At 61.0% G+C, this 20330-nt stretch carries 22 protein-coding genes; 9 read left to right on the plus strand and 13 right to left on the minus strand.

Annotated features, from left to right (window positions below; genetic code table 11):
- Positions 1-7: 7 nt before the first annotated feature.
- The 4 genes from arcC to arcD (BLU46_RS23415) form a co-directional block, all read right to left on the minus strand.
- Entirely contained in the window at positions 8-937 is a 930-nt protein-coding gene (gene arcC / locus BLU46_RS23400; RefSeq protein ID WP_063027655.1) for a carbamate kinase, read from the minus strand.
- Positions 938-1104: 167 nt separating this feature from the next.
- A complete protein-coding gene (locus BLU46_RS23405; protein ID WP_010169901.1) occupies positions 1105-2115 on the minus strand; it encodes an ornithine carbamoyltransferase in 1011 nt (336 codons plus the stop codon).
- An 11-nt stretch (positions 2116-2126) separates the two neighbouring features.
- On the minus strand, positions 2127-3383 hold the full coding sequence (gene arcA, locus BLU46_RS23410; RefSeq protein WP_093205752.1) for an arginine deiminase: 1257 nt from the start codon (positions 3381-3383) through the stop codon (positions 2127-2129).
- A gap of 24 nt (positions 3384-3407) precedes the next feature.
- On the minus strand, positions 3408-4835 hold the full coding sequence (gene arcD / locus BLU46_RS23415) for an arginine-ornithine antiporter (RefSeq protein WP_063027657.1): 1428 nt from the start codon (positions 4833-4835) through the stop codon (positions 3408-3410).
- A gap of 450 nt (positions 4836-5285) precedes the next feature.
- Between arcD (BLU46_RS23415) and arcD (BLU46_RS23420) the strand changes: the two genes are divergently transcribed.
- Together arcD (BLU46_RS23420) and BLU46_RS23425 are read left to right on the plus strand one after the other, a co-directional pair.
- Positions 5286-6713, plus strand: a complete 1428-nt coding sequence (gene arcD / locus BLU46_RS23420) for an arginine-ornithine antiporter (protein WP_063027659.1) — start codon at positions 5286-5288, stop codon at positions 6711-6713.
- A gap of 2 nt (positions 6714-6715) precedes the next feature.
- A complete protein-coding gene (locus BLU46_RS23425; protein ID WP_093205756.1) occupies positions 6716-7579 on the plus strand; it encodes a DNA-3-methyladenine glycosylase family protein in 864 nt (287 codons plus the stop codon).
- Between the two features lie 116 nt (positions 7580-7695).
- On the opposite strand, the gene BLU46_RS23430 is transcribed toward BLU46_RS23425, so the two are convergent.
- The 7 genes from BLU46_RS23430 to BLU46_RS23460 all read right to left on the minus strand — a co-directional run bounded on the left by BLU46_RS23430 (position 7696) and on the right by BLU46_RS23460 (position 13325).
- Positions 7696-9045, minus strand: coding sequence for a CoA transferase (locus BLU46_RS23430; protein WP_093205761.1), 1350 nt, complete (start codon positions 9043-9045; stop codon positions 7696-7698).
- A gap of 40 nt (positions 9046-9085) precedes the next feature.
- Positions 9086-10429, minus strand: coding sequence for a sensor histidine kinase (locus tag BLU46_RS23435; protein WP_017475708.1), 1344 nt, complete (start codon positions 10427-10429; stop codon positions 9086-9088).
- A gap of 65 nt (positions 10430-10494) precedes the next feature.
- Positions 10495-10959: an LTXXQ domain protein gene (locus tag BLU46_RS23440; RefSeq protein WP_093205766.1), complete on the minus strand. Its 465-nt coding sequence runs from the start codon at positions 10957-10959 to the stop codon at positions 10495-10497.
- 269 nt (positions 10960-11228) lie between these two features.
- Positions 11229-11906 carry a response regulator transcription factor gene (locus BLU46_RS23445; protein WP_093206819.1) on the minus strand — a complete coding sequence of 226 codons (678 nt, stop codon included), beginning with the start codon at positions 11904-11906 and terminating at the stop codon, positions 11229-11231.
- Between the two features lie 7 nt (positions 11907-11913).
- Entirely contained in the window at positions 11914-12321 is a 408-nt protein-coding gene (locus tag BLU46_RS23450) for a hypothetical protein (RefSeq protein WP_003220067.1), read from the minus strand.
- Positions 12322-12427: 106 nt separating this feature from the next.
- Complete coding sequence (locus BLU46_RS23455; protein ID WP_063027669.1) at positions 12428-12727, minus strand: YciI family protein; 300 nt, start codon at positions 12725-12727, stop codon at positions 12428-12430.
- A gap of 1 nt (position 12728) precedes the next feature.
- Positions 12729-13325, minus strand: coding sequence for a septation protein A (locus tag BLU46_RS23460; RefSeq protein ID WP_093206822.1), 597 nt, complete (start codon positions 13323-13325; stop codon positions 12729-12731).
- Between the two features lie 87 nt (positions 13326-13412).
- Here BLU46_RS23460 and BLU46_RS23465 point away from each other — a divergent pair, with 87 nt between their 5' ends.
- The 6 genes from BLU46_RS23465 (at position 13413) to rluB (ending at position 18422) form a co-directional block, all read left to right on the plus strand.
- Entirely contained in the window at positions 13413-14276 is an 864-nt protein-coding gene (locus BLU46_RS23465; protein WP_017475714.1) for a PHP domain-containing protein, read from the plus strand.
- A gap of 13 nt (positions 14277-14289) precedes the next feature.
- Positions 14290-14919, plus strand: coding sequence for an L-threonylcarbamoyladenylate synthase (locus tag BLU46_RS23470; protein ID WP_003220075.1), 630 nt, complete (start codon positions 14290-14292; stop codon positions 14917-14919).
- A gap of 120 nt (positions 14920-15039) precedes the next feature.
- A complete protein-coding gene (locus BLU46_RS23475) occupies positions 15040-15738 on the plus strand; it encodes a segregation and condensation protein A (RefSeq protein ID WP_172834604.1) in 699 nt (232 codons plus the stop codon).
- Between the two features lie 12 nt (positions 15739-15750).
- A complete protein-coding gene (scpB, locus tag BLU46_RS23480; protein ID WP_093206825.1) occupies positions 15751-16710 on the plus strand; it encodes an SMC-Scp complex subunit ScpB in 960 nt (319 codons plus the stop codon).
- A gap of 126 nt (positions 16711-16836) precedes the next feature.
- A complete protein-coding gene (locus BLU46_RS23485) occupies positions 16837-17028 on the plus strand; it encodes a DUF1289 domain-containing protein (RefSeq protein WP_093206828.1) in 192 nt (63 codons plus the stop codon).
- A 143-nt stretch (positions 17029-17171) separates the two neighbouring features.
- Entirely contained in the window at positions 17172-18422 is a 1251-nt protein-coding gene (rluB, locus tag BLU46_RS23490) for a 23S rRNA pseudouridine(2605) synthase RluB (protein ID WP_093206831.1), read from the plus strand.
- A gap of 210 nt (positions 18423-18632) precedes the next feature.
- Here the strand turns inward: rluB and BLU46_RS23495 are convergent, their stop codons facing one another.
- A complete protein-coding gene (locus tag BLU46_RS23495; protein ID WP_017475719.1) occupies positions 18633-19592 on the minus strand; it encodes a M29 family metallopeptidase in 960 nt (319 codons plus the stop codon).
- Positions 19593-19669: 77 nt separating this feature from the next.
- The gene (locus BLU46_RS33075; RefSeq protein WP_003175756.1) at positions 19670-19807 is read right to left on the minus strand and encodes a hypothetical protein; all 138 of its coding nucleotides are present in this window, start codon (positions 19805-19807) and stop codon (positions 19670-19672) included.
- Positions 19808-19925: 118 nt separating this feature from the next.
- On the opposite strand from BLU46_RS33075, the gene BLU46_RS32925 reads away from it, so the two are divergent.
- The gene (locus BLU46_RS32925; RefSeq protein ID WP_157721311.1) at positions 19926-20225 is read left to right on the plus strand and encodes a hypothetical protein; all 300 of its coding nucleotides are present in this window, start codon (positions 19926-19928) and stop codon (positions 20223-20225) included.
- The last annotated feature ends 105 nt before the right edge of the window (positions 20226-20330 follow it).

Consider the following 20330-nt stretch of genomic DNA (forward strand, 5'->3'; position numbering starts at 1 on the left):
CTCTACTTCACAGGTAGGTGATTCCGGGTTTCGCCGTGCTGATTCGCGTGCCGGCAGTGCCCTGGACGATCGCTTCGATGTCCGAGAGTGAACCGATCACTGCGGTTTTGCCAGTCTGGCGGGCGAACTCGCAAGCGGCCTGGACCTTGGGTCCCATGGAGCCGGCGGCGAAGCCGAGCTTTTCGATTTCGTCCGGGTGCGCCTGGCCGATGGCTTTCTGGGTGGGCTTGCCGAAGTCGATAAAGGCGGCATTGACGTCGGTGGCGATCACCAGCAAATCAGCGTCCAATTGCCCGGCCAGCAAGGATGAGCACAGGTCTTTGTCGATCACGGCTTCAATGCCCTTGAGCTTGCCGTCTTCGCCATACATCGTCGGAATGCCGCCGCCACCGGCGCAGATCACGATGCTGCCTTTTTCCAGCAGCCACTGGATTGGACGGATTTCAAAGATCCGCTTCGGCCGTGGGCTGGCCACCACGCGGCGATACTTGTCGCCATCGGGGGCAATTGCCCAGCCTTTTTCGGCCGCGAGTTTTTCCGCTTCGGCCTTGGAGTAGACCGGGCCGATGGGCTTGGTCGGGTTCTGGAAGGCCGGGTCCTTGGCGTCGACTTCAACCTGGGTTAACAGCGTGGCGAACGGCACTTCGAAGTCCAGCAGGTTGCCCAGTTCCTGTTCGATGATGTAGCCGATCATGCCTTCGGTTTCGGCGCCCAGCACATCCAGCGGGTACGGCGACACCTGGGTGTAAGCCGCCGCTTGCAGCGACAGCAGGCCCACTTGCGGGCCATTGCCGTGGGCAATCACCAGCTCGTTGCCTTTGTGGATCTTGGCGATCTGTTCGGTGGCGATGCGGATATTGGCCCGTTGATTGTCTGCGGTCATGGGTTCACCACGGCGCAGAAGGGCGTTGCCGCCCAGTGCAACGACGATACGCATAATTCAATCCTTCTAAAATTCGGCCTTGTGAACACAGGACAAAATGTGGGAGCGGGCTTGCTCGCGAAAGCGATGTATCGGCGAAAGATGCAGCGACTGACACGCCGCCTTCGCGAGCAAGCCCGCTCCCACATTGACTGTGTTTCGACAGTGGGAGCGGTGTGGGTTTAGATATCCGCCAACGCCGACACCAGAATCGCCTTGATGGTATGCATGCGATTCTCAGCCTGCTCAAAGGCGATATTGGCCGGGGACTCAAACACCTCTTCGGTCACTTCCACACCGTTGGCCAGGTTCGGATAACGCGCGGCGATGTCCTTGCCGACCTTGGTTTCACTGTTATGGAACGCCGGCAGGCAGTGCATGAATTTCACCCGTGGGTTGCCCGAGGCCTTCATCATCTTGGCGTTGACCTGGTACGGCAGCAGTTGCTCGATGCGCTCGTCCCACGCTTCCACCGGTTCGCCCATGGACACCCAGATATCGGTGTGGATGAAGTCCACGCCTTTGACCGCTTCTTTCGGGTCTTCGGTGATGGTGATGCGCGCGCCACTTTCTTCGGCGAATTCCTGGCACTGCTTGATGAAATCAGCATGGGGCCACAGGGCTTTCGGTGCGCCGATGCGCACATCCATACCCAGCTTGGCGCCAATCATCAGCAGCGAATTGCCCATGTTGTAGCGGGCGTCGCCCAGGTAGGCGTAGCTGATGTCATGCAGCGGCTTGTCGCTGTGCTCGCGCATGGTCAGGGTGTCGGCGATCATCTGGGTCGGGTGGAATTCAGCGGTCAGGCCGTTGAACACCGGCACCCCGGCGAACTTGGCCAGTTCTTCGACGATTTCCTGTTCAAAGCCACGGTACTCGATGGCATCGAACATCCGGCCCAGAACGCGGGCGGTGTCTTTCATGCTTTCCTTGTGGCCGATCTGCGACGACACCGGGTCGATGTAGGTGACGTGGGCACCCTGGTCGTGGGCCGCGACTTCGAACGCGCAACGGGTGCGGGTCGAGGTTTTTTCGAAGATCAGCGCGATGTTTTTGCCCTTCAGGTGCGGACGCTCGGTGCCGGTGTATTTGGCGCGCTTGAGGTCGCGGGACAGGTCGAGCAGGTAGTGCAGTTCGCGGGTGGTGTGATGCATCAGCGACAGCAGGCTGCGGTTGCGCATGTTGAAAGCCATGATGGATCTCCTTAGTAGTCGATTGGGTCGCGAATGATCGGGCAGGTCATGCAGTGGCCACCGCCACGGCCCCGGCCGAGTTCACCGGCGCTGATGGTGATGACTTCCACACCGGCCTTGCGCAGCAGGGTATTGGTGTAGGTGTTGCGGTCGTAACCGATCACCACGCCAGGCTCCACGGCCACTACGTTGTTGCCGTCATCCCACTGCTCGCGTTCGGCGGCGAAGCTGTTGCCGCCGGTTTCCACCACGCGCAGGGCCTTGAGGTTCAGGGCGGCGGCGACGGTGTCGAGGAAGTTGGTTTTTTCGCGTTGGATATCGATGCCGCCGGGCTTGGTCTCGTCCGGGCGCAGGGTGAAAGCGACGATCTGGTTGACCACTTCCGGGAAGATCGTGACCAGGTCGCGGTCGCAGAAACTGAACACGGTGTCGAGGTGCATCGCCGCGCGGGATTTCGGCAGGCCGGCGACGATCACACGCTCCACGGCCTTGTGCTTGAACAGGTTCAGGGCGAGTTGGCCGATGGCTTGGCGCGAGGAACGCTCGCCCATGCCGATCAACACCACGCCGTTACCGATCGGCATCACGTCGCCGCCTTCCAGGGTGGCGTTGCCGTGTTCCTGGTCCGGGTGGCCGTACCACACCTGGAAGTCGGCGTTGGTGAACTCCGGGTGGAATTTGTAGATGGCGCTGGCCAGCAGGGTTTCCTGGCGTCGTGCCGGCCAGTACATCGGGTTCAGCGTCACGCCGCCGTAGATCCAGCAGGTGGTGTCGCGGGTGAACTGGGTGTTCGGCAGTGGCGGCAGAATGAAGCTGGAGTGCCCGAGGAAATCGCGGAACATCTCGATGGTCTTGCCACCGAAACTGCTCGGCAGGTCATCGGCCGACACGCCACCGATCAGGAACTCGGCGACCTTGCGCGGCTCCAGGCTGCGCAGCCACGAGCTGACCTCATTGACCAGCCCCAGGCCGACCTGGTTGGCGGTGATCTTGCGCGCCAGGATCCAGTCCAGCGCTTCGGGGATGGCGACGATGTCGGTCAGCAGGTTGTGCATTTCCAGCACATCGATGTCGCGCTCGCGCATCTTGGTCACGAAGTCGAAATGGTCGCGCTTGGCCTGGGCTACCCACAGCACGTCATCGAACAGCAGTTCATCGCAGTTGTTGGGGGTCAGCCGCTGGTGGGCCAAACCTGGGGAGCACACCATGACTTTGCGCAGTTTGCCGGCTTCGGAATGTACGCCGTACTTCACTTTTTCCGTGGTCATTACAGATCCTCCAGTGAACAATAATTACAGGGTCAGGAAGCCGGAGTAGAGGCCATAGCCCGCCACGAAGGCGCCTATGACGACTGCGGCGAAAATCAGCTTCTCGACGTTGGTGAAAATCGGTTTGCCCAGTTCATGCTTGGCCATGGCGAACAGGATCACGCCAGGGGCGTAGAGCAGGGCGGACAGCAACAGGTACTTGGTGCCACCGGCGTACAGCAGCCAGACCGCGTAGATCAACGCGATGGCGCCGATCAGCAGGTCTTTGCGGCGTTCGCCCGGGGCGCTTTCATAGGTTTCACCGCGCACCGCCAGCAGCAGTGCATAGGCCGCCGACCACAGGTAAGGCACCAGGATCATCGAGGTGGCCAGGTAGATCAGCGACAGGTAAGTGCTGGCCGAGAACAGCGTGATCACCAGGAAAATCTGCACCATGGCGTTGGTCAGCCACAGGGCGTTGGCCGGCACGTGGTTGGCGTTTTCCTTGCGCAGGAATTCCGGCATGGTGTGGTCCTTGGCCGCGGCGAACATGATCTCCGCACACAGCAGCACCCACGACAGCAGCGCCCCGAGTAAGGAGATGATCAAGCCGACGCTGATCAACACCGCGCCCCAGTGACCCACCACATGCTCCAGCACGGCGGCCATCGAAGGGTTCTGCAGCTTGGCCAGTTCCGGTTGGGTCATGATCCCCAGGGACAACACGTTCACCAGCATCAGGAACAGCAGCACGGTGATAAAACCGATCACGGTGGCCTTACCGACGTCGGAGCGTTTTTCGGCGCGGGACGAGAAGATGCTCGCGCCTTCAATGCCGATGAACACCCAGACGGTGACCAGCATCATGTTGCGCACCTGGTTCATCACGCTGCCCAGGTCCGGGTTTTTCACACCCCAGATGTCAGCGGTGAAGATGTCCAGCTTGAACGCGAAGAGCGCGATCAACACAAACAGCACCAGCGGCACGACCTTCGCGACGGTGGTCACCAGGTTGATGAACGCGGCTTCCTTGATCCCGCGCAGTACCAAAAAATGCACGGCCCACAGCAGCACCGACGCGCCGATCACCGCCGCCGGGGTGTTGCCTTCGCCGAAGATCGGAAAGAAGTAACCGAGGGTGCTGAACAGCAGCACGAAGTAGCCGACGTTGCCCAGCCAGGCGCTGATCCAGTAACCCCAGGCGGATGAGAAACCCATGTAGTCGCCAAACCCGGCCTTGGCGTAGGCGTAGACCCCGCCGTCGAGGTTGGGCTTGCGATTGGCCAGGGTCTGAAACACGAAGGCCAGGGTCAACATGCCCACGGCGGTAATCACCCAACCGATCAATACCGCGCCGACATCGGCGCTGGCCGCCATGTTTTGCGGCAATGAGAAGATCCCGCCACCAATCATTGATCCCACGACAAGTGCAACCAGTGCGCCTAATCGAAGTTTTCCGGGAGAATCAGACATCGCATGACTCCAATGCAGGAGAAGAGAGACCACAGAATAAATCCGTGCGCTAATCAAACAGCTGACTCAGATCACTTCATTGGCACATTCCATTGTGAATTAATGACTTATGATGAAAGGTCCGGGCGCTCGAGCGCCACGCAGAGGCTCGTCGTAGAGCGTTTCTACGTTTCAAACAGCAGGTGTTCTCATTGGTGTGGACGTTTGAAGCTAGTTCGTTTTTTCAGATATGCAAACTTTTTGGAAAGGGCTTGTGCAACGCCTCACCGTCTGGAAAGTTCAATCATTATTTAAATTATAAATTTGCCAGAAGGTTGTTTGTTGTCATGCCTTTAAGTTATGAGGCGTTAGGGTTTATTAGCTATATCTAATAAACGCTGCTCACGTTAGATAAATTAGTTGAGTGCACGCTTGTTGCCTCAACAGCTGTTTCTTTATTCAGGAATATCCATGTCCCAAGCGTCAGAAAAGCTTCGCCTCAACGCCTTGATCGCCCTGGTGGTGGGTTCGATGATCGGCGGCGGGATCTTCTCGTTGCCCCAGAACATGGCAGCGCGGGCTGAAGTGGGCGCGGTGTTGATCGGCTGGGGCATTACCGCTGTTGGCATGTTGACCCTGGCCTTCGTGTTTCAAACCCTGGCCAACCGCAAGCCTGAGCTGGATTCCGGCGTCTACGCCTACGCCAAGGCCGGATTTGGCGACTACATGGGGTTCTCGTCCGCGTGGGGCTACTGGATCAGTGCCTGGATGGGCAACGTCGGTTACTTCGTGTTGCTATTCAGTACCCTCGGCTACTTCTTCCCGGTGTTCGGCCAAGGCAATACCCCGGTGGCGATCGGCTGTGCGTCAGTATTGCTGTGGGCTGTGCATTTTCTGGTGATGCGCGGGATCAAGGAGGCGGCGTTCATCAACCAGATCACCACCGTGGCCAAGATCGTGCCGCTGGTGATGTTTATCGTGATCGCTGCGGTGGCATTCAAGGCCGACATCTTTACCCGGGATATCTGGGGCCTGAGCAACCCTAAGTTCGGCGGCGTGGTGGACCAGGTGCGCAACATGATGCTGGTCACGGTATTTGTGTTTATCGGCATCGAGGGCGCCAGCGTCTACTCGGCGCGGGCCGAGAAACGCTCGGATGTGGGCCGGGCCACGGTGATCGGTTTTCTGGGGGTGTTGGCGCTGCTGGTGTTGGTCAACCTGCTGTCGCTCGGGATCATGAGCCAGCCGGAACTGGCCAACCTGCAAAACCCGTCCCTGGCCGGGGTGCTGGAACATATCGTCGGCCCCTGGGGCGCGCTGTTGATCAGCATCGGGCTGGCGGTTTCGCTGCTGGGGGCGTTGCTGTCGTGGGCGTTGCTCTGCGCCGAAATTCTCTATGCCACCGCCCATGACAAGACCATGCCCGCGTTCCTGAAAAAGGAAAACGTCAATCAGGTGCCGGTCAATGCATTGTGGCTGACCAATGTGATGATCCAGCTGTTCCTGGTGATCACGCTGTTTTCGGAAAGTACCTACACCACCCTGATCTATCTGGCGTCGTCGATGATTTTGGTGCCCTACCTGTGGTCGGCGGCGTATGCGGTGCTGTTGAGCGGGCGCGGTGAAACCTACGAAGGTGCCCATGGCGAACGCATGAAGGACTTGCTGGTGAGCCTTATCGCCCTGGCTTACGCAGTGTGGCTGCTTTACGCCGGAGGCTTGAAGTACCTGCTGCTGTCGGCGTTGCTGTACGCGCCGGGGGTGATCCTGTTTGCCCTGGCCAAGCGTGAGCAAGGCCAGCCCTTGTTTACCCACCTGGAAAAAGGCATTTTCGCCTGCGTGATCGCCGGGGCGAGCCTGGCGGCGTATGGGTTGTACAGCGGGGTGTTGTCGTTGTGAGGATGCAGCTGGCGTATCAGGCGCCGTATGACTGGGCGGCGATGCTGGGCTTTTTGTCGGCGCGGGCGATCAGCGGGTTGGAGACGGTGGACGGCGGTGTGTACTCGCGCAGTATCACTGTCGACGCTCAGCAGGGTTGGCTCAGTGTGTCGCCGGGGGCCGGGGATTGGCTTGAGGTAACGGTGAACTTCCCCAACCCGTCTGCGTTGCCGGAAATTGAGCGGCGGTTGCGGGACATGTTTGACCTGTCGGTTGACCCGAAGCGGATCAACCGGCAATTGGCGAATGATCCCTTGATGGCGAGCTTGGTGGCAGCGCGTCCTGGTCTGCGGGTGCCTGGAACCTGGGATGGATTGGAGTTGGCGATCCGCGCGGTGTTGGGCCAGCAGATTACCGTGGTAGCGGCGATCAAGTTGGCGGGCAAGCTGGTGGCGCAGTACGGCACGCCGCTGGTGACGCCCCATGCCGGTGTGACCCACGTGTTTCCTTCCGCCGAGGTGCTGGCAGCAGCAGATTTGGCGACCCTCGGCATGCCGAAAAGTCGCGGGCGCACCTTGTCGGGTGTGGCCCAGGCCTTACTGGATGACCCGCAGGTATTCCAGCCGAAGGCGAGCCTGAAGGAGGGTGTGGCGCGGTTGGTGGCATTACCGGGGATTGGAGACTGGACGGCGCAGTACATCGCCATGCGCCAGATGCGCGAGCAGGATGCGTTTGCCTCGGGGGATATCGGCTTGATCAATGCGTTGGTGGCGCTGGAAGGCGGGCCGGTGAGCCCACGCCAGTTGCTGGCGCGGGCTGAGGCCTGGCGACCGCTTAGAGCCTATGCGGCGCAGCATTTGTGGACATCACTGAGCCGGGTGGATTGACGGTGACTGCAAGGGCCTCATCGCGGACAAGCCCGGCTCCTACAGGAGATCCGAGTCAGCTCAGGCAACTCGATCAACTGTGGGAGCCGGGCTTGCCCGCGATAGCGATTTTCAAGTCACCACTTCGCCCGATGTGAACCCAGTTCACCTGCTGGCAAATCCCACTGCAACGGTGTTCCGCTGATGGTCACCGGGGGCAGCAACCGGTGGGCCGGGCCCCAGGCTGTTTGCTCCACCACCAAGCCTTGATCGCCCGGCTCTTCGGCCCGCAGCGGTAGTTGTTCCGGGACTTGTCCTGCGTCCACCAACAGTTTTGCCGTGCGCGCGAGGGACAGCAGCGCCGAACCGCCGCGCCCGGATTTCAATCGTTCACTCAAGGCCTGGATTGCACTGGCCGCCATCAAATACCCGGTGGCGTGATCCAGTGCCTGCAATGGCAGCGGCACCGGCTTGTCCGACTTTTTCCACTGCCTGCCGGCCTCGGCAATCCCGGTACTCATCTGCACCAGGCTGTCGAACCCTCGGCGATTGCGCCATGGGCCGCTCCAGCCATAGGCATTGAGGCTGGCGTCGATCAGGCCGGGGGCGATGGCTTGCAACGCGGCCTCACCGTAGCCCAACTGCTCCAGGGCATCGGCGCGGTAGCCGTGCAGCAGAATGTCGGTGTCCTTCAGCAGGTTTTCGAAGGTCTGGCGGTCGTCGGCGTTCTTCAGGTCCAGGCGGGCGCAGCGTTTGCCCAGAGTCATTTCCGGTACGACGCCGGGTTCGTTCCAGTCCGGTGAGTCGATGCGCAGTACATCGGCGCCAAGGCCTGCAAGAAAGCGACTGGCAGTGGGGCCGGCCAATACGCGCGTCAGGTCCAGCACCTTGATCCCCGCCATCGGCCTTGCCACCGAGCCCAGCCAGGGTTTGTCGCTGAGGGTTGCAAAGGTCTGGCGATGGACCAGCGGTTCCTGATTGACCGCCAAACCTTGTGGATGCACCTGCCAGTCTTGCCACGAGCGCATCTGCGCCGCACAGCCGTTGGCTTCGACAATCGCCTGTTCCAGTTCGGCGGCGTTCCATTGGGCGACCTTCGCGGCCATCGCATCACGGTCAGCGACCTGCCCGAGTACGCGTTCAGCGGCGGCACGATGGTGCGGCGCATTGGTGTGCAGGCGAATCCAGCCGTCGGCGCAGGCGTAGTCGCCGGCAATCGGGTCCCACAGCGGCGGGGTGGTCCAGCCATCGGGACGCAGGGACGAGGAGAACCAGAATGAGGCGAGGCGCCGGTCCACGGTCACCGAGGGCAGGCGCCCGGTTTGCTGTAGCAGCAACTGGGCAACTGCCTGGCCTGCCACACCGATGCTGGCGCTGGCCAGTTCGGTGACGGCAAAGGTCGAGGGCAGGGCGCCGGCTTCGGTAAAGGCCAGCGGGGTGACGGGTAAATCGAGTGCTTCCTGGATGGGGGTGAGCAGATCAGTCATCAAAGGCCCTCCTTATGAGAAGGACCATCATAGAAGATCATCAGGGTTGAATGACAACCCCTGGCTCCAGCGGTAAATCCACGCTGGCGATAAAACCGCCGCCTTGATGATTGGCCAGGATCAGGCTGCCGCCATGGCGTTCTGCGGCGCGCCGCGCGATGGCCAGGCCCAGGCCGTGGCCCTGGGCGGTTTGCCCCGGGGCGCGGTAAAACGGCTCGCCCAGTTGCTTCAGGTGTTCGGCGTCCACGCCGGGGCCGTGGTCGCGCACGCTGATCACAATGCGGTCGCCCTGGCGTCTGGCGTCCATTTCAATCGGTTGGCCTGGCGGGTTGAAGCGCTGGGCGTTGCGCAGCAGGTTGTCCACGGCGCGTTCAATCATGGTCGGCCAGCCCTTGAGTTGCAGCCCGGCCTCGGCATCGAGCTGCACGGGTTGGTCCGGTGCGCCGAGCAAGGCGTCTTTTTGCAGGGTCCTGAGCAACGGGTTGAGGTCGATGTCTTCGGCGCTGGCGTTGTCGGCATCCACCCGGGCGAGTACCAGGATTTCACTGATCAGCGCTTCAAGGCGGTCGCATTCGCGGGTCAGGCGGGGCCAGAGTTTCTCCCGTGCCTCGGGGGTGGCGCGTTCTGCCAGGGCCAAGGCGATCCGCAGCCGGGCCAGGGGCGAGCGCAGTTCGTGGGACACGTCACGCAGCAATTGGCGCTGGCTGCCAATCAGGCTTTGCAGGCGGGCGCCCATGCGGTTGAAGTCGGTGGCCAGTACGCCGAATTCGTCGCGACGGTTGGCCAGCCGCGCCAGGCTGTTCTGCTGGTATGTGGTCTGGCCCAGGTCGTGCACTGCGCCGCGCAGGCGGCTGAGGGGGCGGGTGATGGACAGCGTCACCAGCAAACTGAACAGGGTCAGCACCACCAACGCGATCGCCAGGGCACTCAATGGCCAGAGCAGGCTGTTGCGGTGCCAGGCGTCCAGTTCCGGGTGGGGAATGCGGTAGATCAGCAGGTAAGTGTCGCCGGTTTTTTCACTGGTGTACTCGGCGGTCAGGCGCCGCCAGGGCAGATGGCGGTCCTGGCTGTCTTTTTGTCGGGCTTCGAGGGCGGCGGCGCGGCGCGGAAAGGTACCGAGCACTACGGGCTCGCCGCTTTCGTTAAGCACTTGTACGTCGATGTGGTACTGGCGCTTGCGCTGCTGCAGCAATTCCTGGGCGGCGTCCTCGCCTTGGGCCTCATAGAGCTGCGTCCATTCCTGCGCGAGGTTATTGAGCCCGGGGTGGCGGCTGAGAATCCAGGCGTCCTGGTTGAGCATATGCCCAAGCAGGATCGACAGCCCGGCAACCAGGGCGATGGCCAGCCAGAAGCTGGCTAGGACGCGCCAGAACAATGAACGCACAAGAAACCCTCAAACAGGAAAAGCCCAGCGGCGGTGGCCACTGGGCTGGGAGTGAAGCTAGATCATTATTGCGCTTTTTGCGGCTGTTGGGCTTTCCAGGCCTGGAATTCCTTCCACTCGGCGCGGCGTTCGGCTTGTTTCTTCACGATCTCGTCGAATTTCTTCTGTTGATCGGGTTTCAGCACGGCACGGATGTCGGTCTGGGTTTTCTGCTTGGCGGCCGCCATGTCGTCTTTCATGGCTTGCTTGTCAGCGGCTGGCAGTTTGTCCAGGTACTTGCGCACCAGCTCTTTGCGAGCGTGCCACTGTTGGCCCATCAACTTGCCGATCTGCTGGCGCTGTTCAGGGCTCAGGTCCAGCTGGCTGAAAGGGCCACCTTTGCCCCGCATGCCGTGTTCGCCGCCGTGGCCTGGGCCACCCATCATGTGGCCTTCAGGACCGCCCATCGGGCCTGGGCCTTCAGGTGCTGCGGCCATGGCAACGGTTGGCAGGGCAGCAGCGAACATCAAAGCGATAAGGGTCTTGCGCATGGTGATTCTCCTGTCTCTATTCCGGTGAGTCCGGATGTGAGTAGATTACGGAGAACAAGGTCAGCGGCAGTCAGGGGACGGTAAAGCTTGGGTAAAGAGGATTTTGGGCGAAGCTGACAAAACTATCCCGGCAGGGGAGATCATGTGTGGGAGCTGTCGAGCCTTGGCGAGGCTGCGATGCAGGCACCGCGGTCTATCCGTTGCACCGGGGTGATGCCATCGCAGCCTCGCGAAGGCTCGACAGCTCCCACAGGGGACAGGTGTTGTGCTTAGAGGCTGTAGTAATAACCGCGGCTACGCAGCGCCACGATCCGTGGTCGGCCATCCGGGTGCGGGCCGATCTTCCTGCGCAGGTTGCTGACGTGCATGTCCAGGCTGCGGTCATACAAGGTCAGCTTGCGGCCCAGGGCGATTTGCGCCAGTTCCTGCTTGTCCAGCGGCTCGCCCGGCTGGCGCAGCAAGGCTTCCAGCAGACGGCTTTCGGAAACGGTCAGGGCAAATTCCTGTTCATCGATAGTGACCACGCCACGCACCGGGCTGAAGCACAGGTCACCCAGCTCCAGCTGGGTGGACACGGCAGCCGGGTGACTGCGGCGCAGCACGGCGCGCAGGCGGGCGGTCAGTTCGCGAGGGTCGCAGGGCTTGGCCAGGTAATCGTCGGCGCCCAGCTCCAGGCCGAGGATCCGGTCCAGCGGTTCGCCGCGAGCCGAGAGCATCAGCACCGGCAGCTCCGGGTGGTCGTTGCGCAATTGCTTGAGCAGCTCCAGGCCGCTGCCGTCGGGCAGCATCACGTCGAGCACCACGGCCGCCGGGGCGGCTTCGGCCAAAGCCTTGCGGGCGCTCAAGCCATCATGGCAGGCGCGCACCTGGAAACCTTCCTGGCTCAACCAACTGGTCAGCAGCTCACAGAGCTCCTGGTCATCATCTATCAGTAACAGCTCGCTCATGACTCACTCAATTTAGCCATTGTCGACGGCGCCGGTGCCCGCCACTGGCGAAGATCCCGCACAGCAGGGCGATCAGCGCGACTGCTCCACCGGTCACGAACCATTGCTGTTGCTCGGTAAGCCAGCGTGGCAAGGCACTGCCCTGTGCTTCTTTGAGTTGCTGGACCAGGCGTTGGTTCTCCTGGCGCAGTTTACTCAATTGGGTACTTTCCCGCGTGGCGTCAGCACTTTGCAATTGCTTGCTCAGTTCATCCCGCTGCCGTTCGCTTTCTTTCAAACGTTGCTGCAAATCGGTGATCTGGCTGCCGGCACTCAAGGACAGGGGCGTGGAACTGCCGGTGTTCGAGGTTTCTTCAGCGTGGGCCGTAGCCCCGATCATTAACACTGCCAACAGACACAACTGACGTAAGCGCATCGGAACTCCTGATTCCACACGAATATTCAGAACGTTGTCGGCAGGTTACCGGGAATAATGAGCGTTTAGGAGTGCGCTGAAGCCAATTGGTTCAGCGCACAACGAATCAAGGCAGGACTTGCTTGAACGGCTTGACCAGGACATGGGCATACACGCCGGCCGCGACATACGGATCAGCGTCGGCCCAGGCTTGTGCCGCCGCCAGGGAGGCGAACTCGGCGACGATCAGGCTACCGGTGAAACCGGCGTCTCCCGGGTCATTGCTGTCGACTGCCGGGTGCGGGCCGGCGAGCACGATACGGCCTTCGGCTTGCAGCTGTTTCAGGCGCTCGACGTGGGCCGGGCGCACGCCCAGGCGTTTTTCCAGCGAGTCGGCAACGTCGGTGGCAATGATGGCGTAGAGCATGTCAGTCCTCGGTTTTCGGCGTGGTAGGGTCGGTGTCATGCAGGTGGCGCGACAGGTAGATACCCTGGCCGACCAGGAACAGCACGGTCATGCCCAGGCTGCCGAACACCTTGAAGTCCACCCAGTAGCTCTGGAAGGTGAAGGCGACGAACAGGTTGGCGGCGCCGCAGAACAGGAAAAACACGATCCAGGCGATGTTCAGGCGCACCCAGATCGGGTCCGGCAAGCTCAGCGCGTGGCCCATGATCCGCTTGATCAGCAAGCGGTCACCGATGAAGTGGCTGCCGATAAAGGCCAGGGCGAACAGCCAGTTGACCACCGGGGCTTTCCATTTAAGGAAGGTTTCGCTGTGGAAGGCCAGGGTCAGGCTGCCGAAGACGAGGCAGGCGATCAGGGTCAGCCATTGGCTTTTTTCCAGCTTGCGCTGGGAGATGAAGAGCGCGCCGTAGACCACCACGGAGCTGATGATCAGCACCGCCGTGGCACTGTAGATGCCACCGACTGTCAGCTCGTGGCCGGCAAGATCGATGACGCGAGGGTCGATTTTGTAAACGATGAAAAACAGCAACAGCGGGATGAAGTCGATGAATTGTTTCACAGTAAGAGCCAGAAGCTGGATGTGGCGGCATAATAACAAACATCCTTGGTAGCGAAAGCGCCAGCTGACTTGAGGTTACACACTCCCGTGAATGTTGATTTGCACTGCCATAGCACAGCCTCCGACGGCGCCCTGGCGCCCGCGGTCCTGGTTGCGCGTGCGTTTGAAAAAGGCGTGCGAGTCCTGTCGTTGACCGACCACGACACCCTCGAAGGCCTGGCAGAGGCCCGTGATGCGGCGAATGCGTTGGGCATGCAACTGGTCAACGGGGTTGAATTGTCCTGCACCTGGGGCGGCGCGACGATTCATGTATTGGGCTACGGTTTTGACGTAAACGCACCGCCGCTGGTGGAGGCCATCGCCAAATTGCACGATGGCCGCTGGCTGCGGTCCGAAGAAATAAGCCGCAAGCTGGCCCTCAAGGGCATGCCCAACGGCCTGGAAGGCGCCCGCGCCATCCAGCAGGAACTGGGCGACAGCGGCAACGCCCCGGCCCGTCCGCACTTTGCCGACTGGATGGTGCGTGAAGGTTTTGTAAAGGATCGTGCCGAAGCGTTCCGCAAGTGGCTGGGCGCCGGCAAGCTGGGGGACGTCAAGCAACACTGGCCCACCCTGGAAGACACCGTCGGCACGCTGCGGGCAGCAGGTGCCTGGGTCAGCCTGGCGCATCCATGGCATTACGATTTCACCCGCAGCAAGCGCCGCAAGCTGATTGGCGACTATATTGGAGCGGGCGGCCACGCAATCGAAGTGGTCAACGGGCATCAACCCGCCGAACAGGTGGGTAGTTTGGCGATTCTTGCCCGCGAATTTGGTCTGCTGGTCAGCGCCGGCAGTGATTTTCATGGCCCTGGCGGCTGGTCCGAGATTGGCGAGTACCGCGCCGTCCCGGAAGATTTGCCGCCCCTTTGGTGTCGCTTCAAACATGACCCCATTATTGCCACCGTCTGAACAGGTAGAACACGTGAGTCAATTCTTCCAGATTCATCCGGAAAACCCCCAGGCGCGCCTGATCAAACAGGCCGTGGAGATCATCCGTGCCGGTGGCGTGGTGATCTACCCCACGGATTCCTCCTACGCTATCGGTTGCCAGATCGGTGACAAGAATGCAGTCGAGCGAGTAAGACGCCTGCGTGACCTGGACAAGAACCACAACTTCGCACTGATTTGCAGCGACCTGTCTCAGCTGGGGCTGTTCGCCAAGGTCGACACCGGCACCTTCCGCCTGCTCAAGGCCCACACGCCGGGGCCCTACACGTTCATCCTCAACGCCACCCGCGAAGTGCCGCGCCTGCTGCTGCACCCGAAGAAGCGCACCATCGGCCTGCGGGTGCCGGAACACCCGATCGCCCTGGCGCTGCTGGCCGAACTCGGTGAGCCGTTGATGAGCGTGTCGCTGATCCTGCCGGGTGAAGAAGAGCCGTTGTACGACCCTTATGAAATGCGCCGGTTGCTGGAAAAACACGTCGACCTGATCATCGACGGCGGCTACGGCGGCAACAAGGCCTCCACCGTGATCAACCTGGCCGACGGCGAGCCGGAAGTGGTGCGCGTGGGTTGTGGCGACCCGGCACCGTTCATGGTCGAGGCCTGAATGTCGGCCGTGGAATCCGTCGACAGCCAGGCGGGCGCCCAGCAGGAACTGCCATTTGCCATGGTCTACGGCCAGGCCGTCATGGAAATGCCGCTGGACCTGTACATCCCGCCGGACGCCTTGGAAGTCTTCCTCGAAGCCTTCGAAGGCCCGCTGGACTTGCTGCTGTACCTGATCCGCAAGCAGAACATCAACATCCTCGACATCCCGGTGGCGGAAATCACCCGCCAGTACATGGGCTATGTCGAGTTGATGCAGACCGTGCGCCTGGAACTGGCTGCCGAGTACTTGGTGATGGCCGCGATGCTCGCGGAGATCAAGTCACGCATGCTGCTGCCGCGTTCGGAAAGCATCGAAGCGGAAGAGGATGACCCGCGCGCCGAACTGATCCGTCGCCTGCAGGAGTACGAACGCTTCAAGGCCGCTGCCGAAGGCATCGACGGCCTGAGCCGGGTGGGCCGCGATGTGGTGGTGCCCAAGCTCGACGCCCCGGAAGCCCGGGCGCGCAAACTGCTGCCAGACGTAAGCCTGGAAGAACTGCTGATGTCCATGGCCGAAGTACTGCGCCGTGGCGATATGTTTGAAAGCCACCAGGTCAGCCGCGAGGCGCTGTCCACCCGCGAGCGCATGAGTGATGTGCTGGACCGTCTCAAGGGCGGCGGGTTTGTGCCTTTCGTCGAACTGTTTACCAAGGAAGAAGGGCGCCTGGGGGTGGTGGTGACCTTTATGGCGATCCTCGAACTGGTCAAGGAATCCTTGGTCGAGCTGGTCCAGAATGAGCCTTTTGCGGCTATCCACGTGCGGGCGCGAGCCGAATAAAGAGCTGAATCGATGAATCTGACTGAACCCCGCGAACTGGCCCCGCTGCTGGAGGCCTTTCTCCTGGCCTCGGGCAAGCCGCAATCCCTGGAACGCCTGTTCGAACTGTTTGAAGAAGCCGAGCGCCCTGAGCCGCCGGTGTTCAAGAAGGCGTTGGAGATTCTGCGCAAGTCCTGCGACGGCCGTGCCTTTGAGCTGCGGGAGGTGGCTTCCGGTTATCGCCTGCAAATCCGCGAGAAGTTTTCGCCGTGGGTGGGCCGCCTCTGGGAAGAGCGCCCGCAACGTTATTCCCGGGCGATGCTGGAAACCATGGCGCTGATCGCCTATCGCCAGCCGATCACCCGGGGCGAGATCGAGGACGTGCGGGGCGTGGCGGTTAACAGCCATATCGTCAAGACGCTGCTGGAGCGGGAGTGGATTCGGATCGTTGGTTATCGGGATGTGCCCGGCAAGCCGGCGATGTTTGCTACCACCAAGGTGTTCCTCGACCACTTCAACCTGAAAAACCTCGACGACTTGCCGCCGCTGGCCGAGCTGCGGGAGATGGAGCCGGACCCGGTCCTGGATTTCGACGACGCACCGGTGCCGGCCAGTTTGCAAGAGCTGGCCGACGCCAGCGCCGAGCCGGAAGAGCCGAAGGACGAAACCAGTTTCCATACGCTGTTGCTGGAACTGGATGACATGGAGCAGGGCATCAAGACCGACTTCGACGACTTGCTGCGTGATGGCGCGGTGGGTGAGGGTGAGCCGGAGCCTGCGCTGCAACTGAACGTTGAGGTTGAGCTGCCAGTCGAAGTTGAAGATGAGACCGAGCCTGAACACGAGGAGGACATCCTTGGCGTCGCCGAAGCCCGTGCCAAACTCCTGGCCGCCGTAGCTGCGCTCGAACAACCGCCGCTGAGCGACGAAGAAGACGAAGCCCGCGCCCTGGCCGAAGCCATCGAAAACGAACGCCGCCAATTCGAAGACTGACGCCGCTTCAAAATGTGGGAGCTGGCTTGCCTGCGATGCAGGCGACTCGGTCTTTCTGCTACACCAAGGCGATGCCATCGCAGGCAAGCCAGCTCCCACAGAAAACCAGTGCCTGGAAGGATTTCAATGAGCTCCACCAAAGACCCCTGCATCAGCATCTGCAAATTCACCGACGACATCTGCGTGGGCTGCGGCCGCAGCAAGCGCGAGATCCGTGCCTGGAAGAAACTCGACAAGGTCGAAAAGCGCACGGTACTCGCCGAAGCTGAACTGCGCCTGCTGGCGCTAGGTGCCACCGGTCGGCGGAAAGGCAAATGAACCCGCACATATCGACTAGTCTCTGATGCGCAACGCTCGCCATGAGCGTATGATTCGCGACCCTTTGGCGATGCGTTCGCCAAAAGCCCAGCTTTTACTATCTTCAGGCCCAGCCTGAATCGACACACCGGGAGGTGCTTAAGATGAGTGACCAAGACCAGAAAGACAGCCAGGAAATCGGCCCCGCAGGTGAAAAACTGCAGAAAGTCCTCGCCCGTATCGGCGTAGGCTCGCGCCGCGACGTGGAAGCCTGGATCACCCAGAAGCGCATCAAGGTCAACGGCGTTGAAGCCACTCTTGGCCAGCGCGTCGACCTGCACGATGCCATCACCATTGATGGCAAGGTCATCAAGCGTGAAGAGGCCGCCGAATCGGTGCGCCGCGTCATCATGTACAACAAGCCTGATGGCGAAATCTGCACCCGTGACGACCCGGAAGGCCGTCCAACCGTATTCGACAAGATGCCGCGCCCTAAAGAAGGCCGCTGGATCAACATCGGTCGTCTCGACATCAACACCACCGGCTTGCTGATGTTCACCACCGACGGTGAACTGGCCAACCGCCTGATGCACCCTTCCTACGAGATGGACCGTGAATACGCGGTGCGTGTACGTGGCGAAGTCGATGACGAAATGATCGAGCGTCTGAAAGCCGGCGTCGTGCTGGAAGACGGCCCGGCCAAGTTCACCGACATCAAGCAGGCTCCAGGCGGCGAAGGCTTCAACCATTGGTACCACTGCGTGGTGATGGAAGGCCGTAACCGTGAAGTACGTCGCCTGTGGGAATCCCAGGGCCTGGTGGTCAGCCGCCTGAAGCGCGTGCGTTTCGGCCCGGTGTTCCTCAACTCCGACCTGCCGATGGGCCGCTGGCGCGAAATGAGCCAGTACGAAGTCGACATCCTGAGTGCCGAAGTCGGCCTGACGCCGGTGGCCATGCCGCAGATGAACGCCAAGAGCAAAGACAAGCTCGAGCGTATGCAGCGTAAATCGTCGCGTCCGGTGGCACGCACCGACCGTGTTGCCCGCACCCTGCGCCCTGCGCTGGATGCACCGGCCACTGGCGGTCGTATCTCCCGCGAGCCGCATATCGAAGGCGAGCGTCGTCCTTCGGCACCGGCCCGTCAGGATGGCGAACGTGCGCCGCGCGCTCCGCGTCCAGCCGGTCGTGGCGGTGATGCCCCAACGGGCGGTCGCGGTAACCGGGGCGAGTCTGGCCGTGGTGCTCCGGCTGCGGGCCGTCCCGACGACAGCGCCAGCACCAAACGCCCAGCCAAGCCATCGCCGAAAAAGCGCCCGGGCTTGAAACTGGTCGATGACGCGTCATCGGGCAAGCGTCGTGGTGCACCGGCCGGTTCCGGCCAGCGTCCAGGTTTTGGTCGCAAGAAGCCGCAGTGATTCGTTAAGCGCTGCATAAAAACGCCAACCCTCGGGTTGGCGTTTTTTTTGGTCTGGATTTGGAACCTGCTCTATGAGCAAAGCAGGTCCATTGTGGGAGCGGGCTTGCTCGCGAATGCGGTCTATCAGTTGATACATCCAGTGACTGACCCACCGCATTCGCGAGCAAGCCAGCTCCCACAGTTGATCTCCATTGTTTTGACGGGCGGGTCAGAACATGAACGCCCCATCGAACACGGGTTTATCGTCGAGGGCCAACACGCCACTGGCGAAGATCAGGTCCAGATGGTGGCTGCCTTTCTGCCCGCCACCCAAGCCCAGGTGCAGCCCGCAATGGCGCTCTTCAAAGCCTGCATTGCGCGCATACAAATCCTTCACACCTTCATTGGTGCCAATACCCAGTTCTTCCACCCGGCGATTGGACGGGTTGGCATTCAGGTATTTGTTGAAGTCATCTGCCAACCCCGGCACTTCGCTGGCCACGGTGCAGATGGTCGAGTTCTCGATCCACAATTCCAGCGGCGATTGCAGCACGCCGTATTTGCGCGCAAAGGGAATGGTGCTGAGAAAGGTGCCTACAAACCGCACCTGGCCATTGATGGCCTCGCTGTGGGTCGCGATCTCGCCGGGCGCCAGGTCGTGGTTGCCGACGCCGTTGATATTGGTCCACTTCTTGATGCTGCTCATGGGCGCTTCAAGGCGCGAGCCATGCTGGTCGGTGAAGCTCAGCACGCTGGCCTGGGACATGCGCCGGATCAACGTGGCGTTGAGGTCGGCAATCCGCTGTGGGGCGACGCTGAAGGTGTCGTAGAAATAGTCGCCGTAGTCCTTGAGCAGCAGGGATTTTTTCCAGTGCTCGGCCATCACGCCTTGCAGCGCACGGATAAAGTCCGGGCCCTCGGCACGTGGGTTGGGCAAGGTCGAGGAATCGTAGAGAAACATGTACAGGTCGCAGGCTTCGATGGCCTTGGCCAGCGCTTCGCTGGGGGCCTGGTCCAGGCGTTGTACCTGGAAGTCGAAACGGGCGGCGCTGCCTTGGGTGATCGAGTGGGCGATGGCGTCGTAGCGTTCGGTATGGCCGAGCAGAATGGTGGGGCGGTGCAGGCCGGTGAGGGCCGGGTGATGGGCGAGGTAATAGAGAAAATGTTCGACGGCGCGGGCCTTGTCCATGACGTCCTTCCTTCAAAGCCTTCGGTAGGAGCAGTGGCAGGTGCGGCGTCCCGCACCTGCCGGGGTGCCTGATCAGATTAGAAAGGCCACATCGCGGTGCCGAACGGCACAACGGCGTCGGCTTGCATCATTTCAACGGCGGCCTCGTGGGTCGGCGCTTCAAACCAATCGTCGAGTTGCAGTTCGGTTTCCAGGTCATTTTCCAGTGCTTGCATGGTGAATCTCCTAGATGACGGTGTTTGAGACGAATTTGCCAGCGGGCTGCGCTGGGCAAGTGGATGAACCTAGAAGAGTGTGTTTGGGAATGCAAAATTTTTATTGACACGGTTTCATTTGGATTTTTTATTCTGTTTTGATGGCGATTTGGTTTATGTCGATGAAACAGACAGTTGGTTGCGTCTTTCTGAAGGAATTGTCTCGCCGTCAATTTCCCGATATCTGAAAGAATTTTCCCAATGTCCCTGCTATCCGCCGCATCGCATCCTGTCGGCCCAGACAGGTTTGGCGGTGTACAATGCGCCGCGTTTTACTGTGATCCCACTTTTTCAGGGCTATCCGCCTTGTTCATTCCGCCTGGCCACAAGCCTGTCGGGTTCGATTTCGTCACAGATAAAAACAACAGGTGACGTATGACCGTAAGAAAAAACGCTGGACCGAGGTTTGATCGGCGCTGCTGTAGCCCGTTACCAAAGCAGCATCCCTCCATGAGCACCCTCAAACCTTGCGTGAGACCCTTTC

The organism is Pseudomonas yamanorum, from assembly GCF_900105735.1.
GTDB classification, from domain to species: domain Bacteria; phylum Pseudomonadota; class Gammaproteobacteria; order Pseudomonadales; family Pseudomonadaceae; genus Aquipseudomonas; species Aquipseudomonas yamanorum.

Excerpts from the sequence above, each read along its gene's own strand:
- BLU46_RS23430 (WP_093205761.1), bottom strand. The coding sequence starts at position 9,045 with ATGACTGATCTGCTCACCCCCATCCAGGAAGCACTCGATTTACCCGTC.
- rluB (WP_093206831.1), top strand. The coding sequence starts at position 17,172 with ATGAGTGACCAAGACCAGAAAGACAGCCAGGAAATCGGCCCCGCAGGT.
- BLU46_RS23405 (WP_010169901.1), bottom strand. The coding sequence starts at position 2,115 with ATGGCTTTCAACATGCGCAACCGCAGCCTGCTGTCGCTGATGCATCAC.
- scpB (WP_093206825.1), top strand. The coding sequence starts at position 15,751 with ATGAATCTGACTGAACCCCGCGAACTGGCCCCGCTGCTGGAGGCCTTT.
- BLU46_RS23485 (WP_093206828.1), top strand. The coding sequence starts at position 16,837 with ATGAGCTCCACCAAAGACCCCTGCATCAGCATCTGCAAATTCACCGAC.
- BLU46_RS23440 (WP_093205766.1), bottom strand. The coding sequence starts at position 10,959 with ATGCGCAAGACCCTTATCGCTTTGATGTTCGCTGCTGCCCTGCCAACC.
- BLU46_RS33075 (WP_003175756.1), bottom strand. The coding sequence starts at position 19,807 with ATGCAAGCACTGGAAAATGACCTGGAAACCGAACTGCAACTCGACGAT.
- BLU46_RS23455 (WP_063027669.1), bottom strand. The coding sequence starts at position 12,727 with ATGCTCTACGCCATCATTGCCACCGACGTTGCCGACTCGCTGGAAAAA.
- BLU46_RS23445 (WP_093206819.1), bottom strand. The coding sequence starts at position 11,906 with ATGAGCGAGCTGTTACTGATAGATGATGACCAGGAGCTCTGTGAGCTG.
- arcC (WP_063027655.1), bottom strand. The coding sequence starts at position 937 with ATGCGTATCGTCGTTGCACTGGGCGGCAACGCCCTTCTGCGCCGTGGT.
- BLU46_RS23425 (WP_093205756.1), top strand. The coding sequence starts at position 6,716 with ATGCAGCTGGCGTATCAGGCGCCGTATGACTGGGCGGCGATGCTGGGC.
- arcD (WP_063027657.1), bottom strand. The coding sequence starts at position 4,835 with ATGTCTGATTCTCCCGGAAAACTTCGATTAGGCGCACTGGTTGCACTT.
- BLU46_RS23450 (WP_003220067.1), bottom strand. The coding sequence starts at position 12,321 with ATGCGCTTACGTCAGTTGTGTCTGTTGGCAGTGTTAATGATCGGGGCT.
- arcD (WP_063027659.1), top strand. The coding sequence starts at position 5,286 with ATGTCCCAAGCGTCAGAAAAGCTTCGCCTCAACGCCTTGATCGCCCTG.
- arcA (WP_093205752.1), bottom strand. The coding sequence starts at position 3,383 with ATGACCACGGAAAAAGTGAAGTACGGCGTACATTCCGAAGCCGGCAAA.
- BLU46_RS23495 (WP_017475719.1), bottom strand. The coding sequence starts at position 19,592 with ATGGACAAGGCCCGCGCCGTCGAACATTTTCTCTATTACCTCGCCCAT.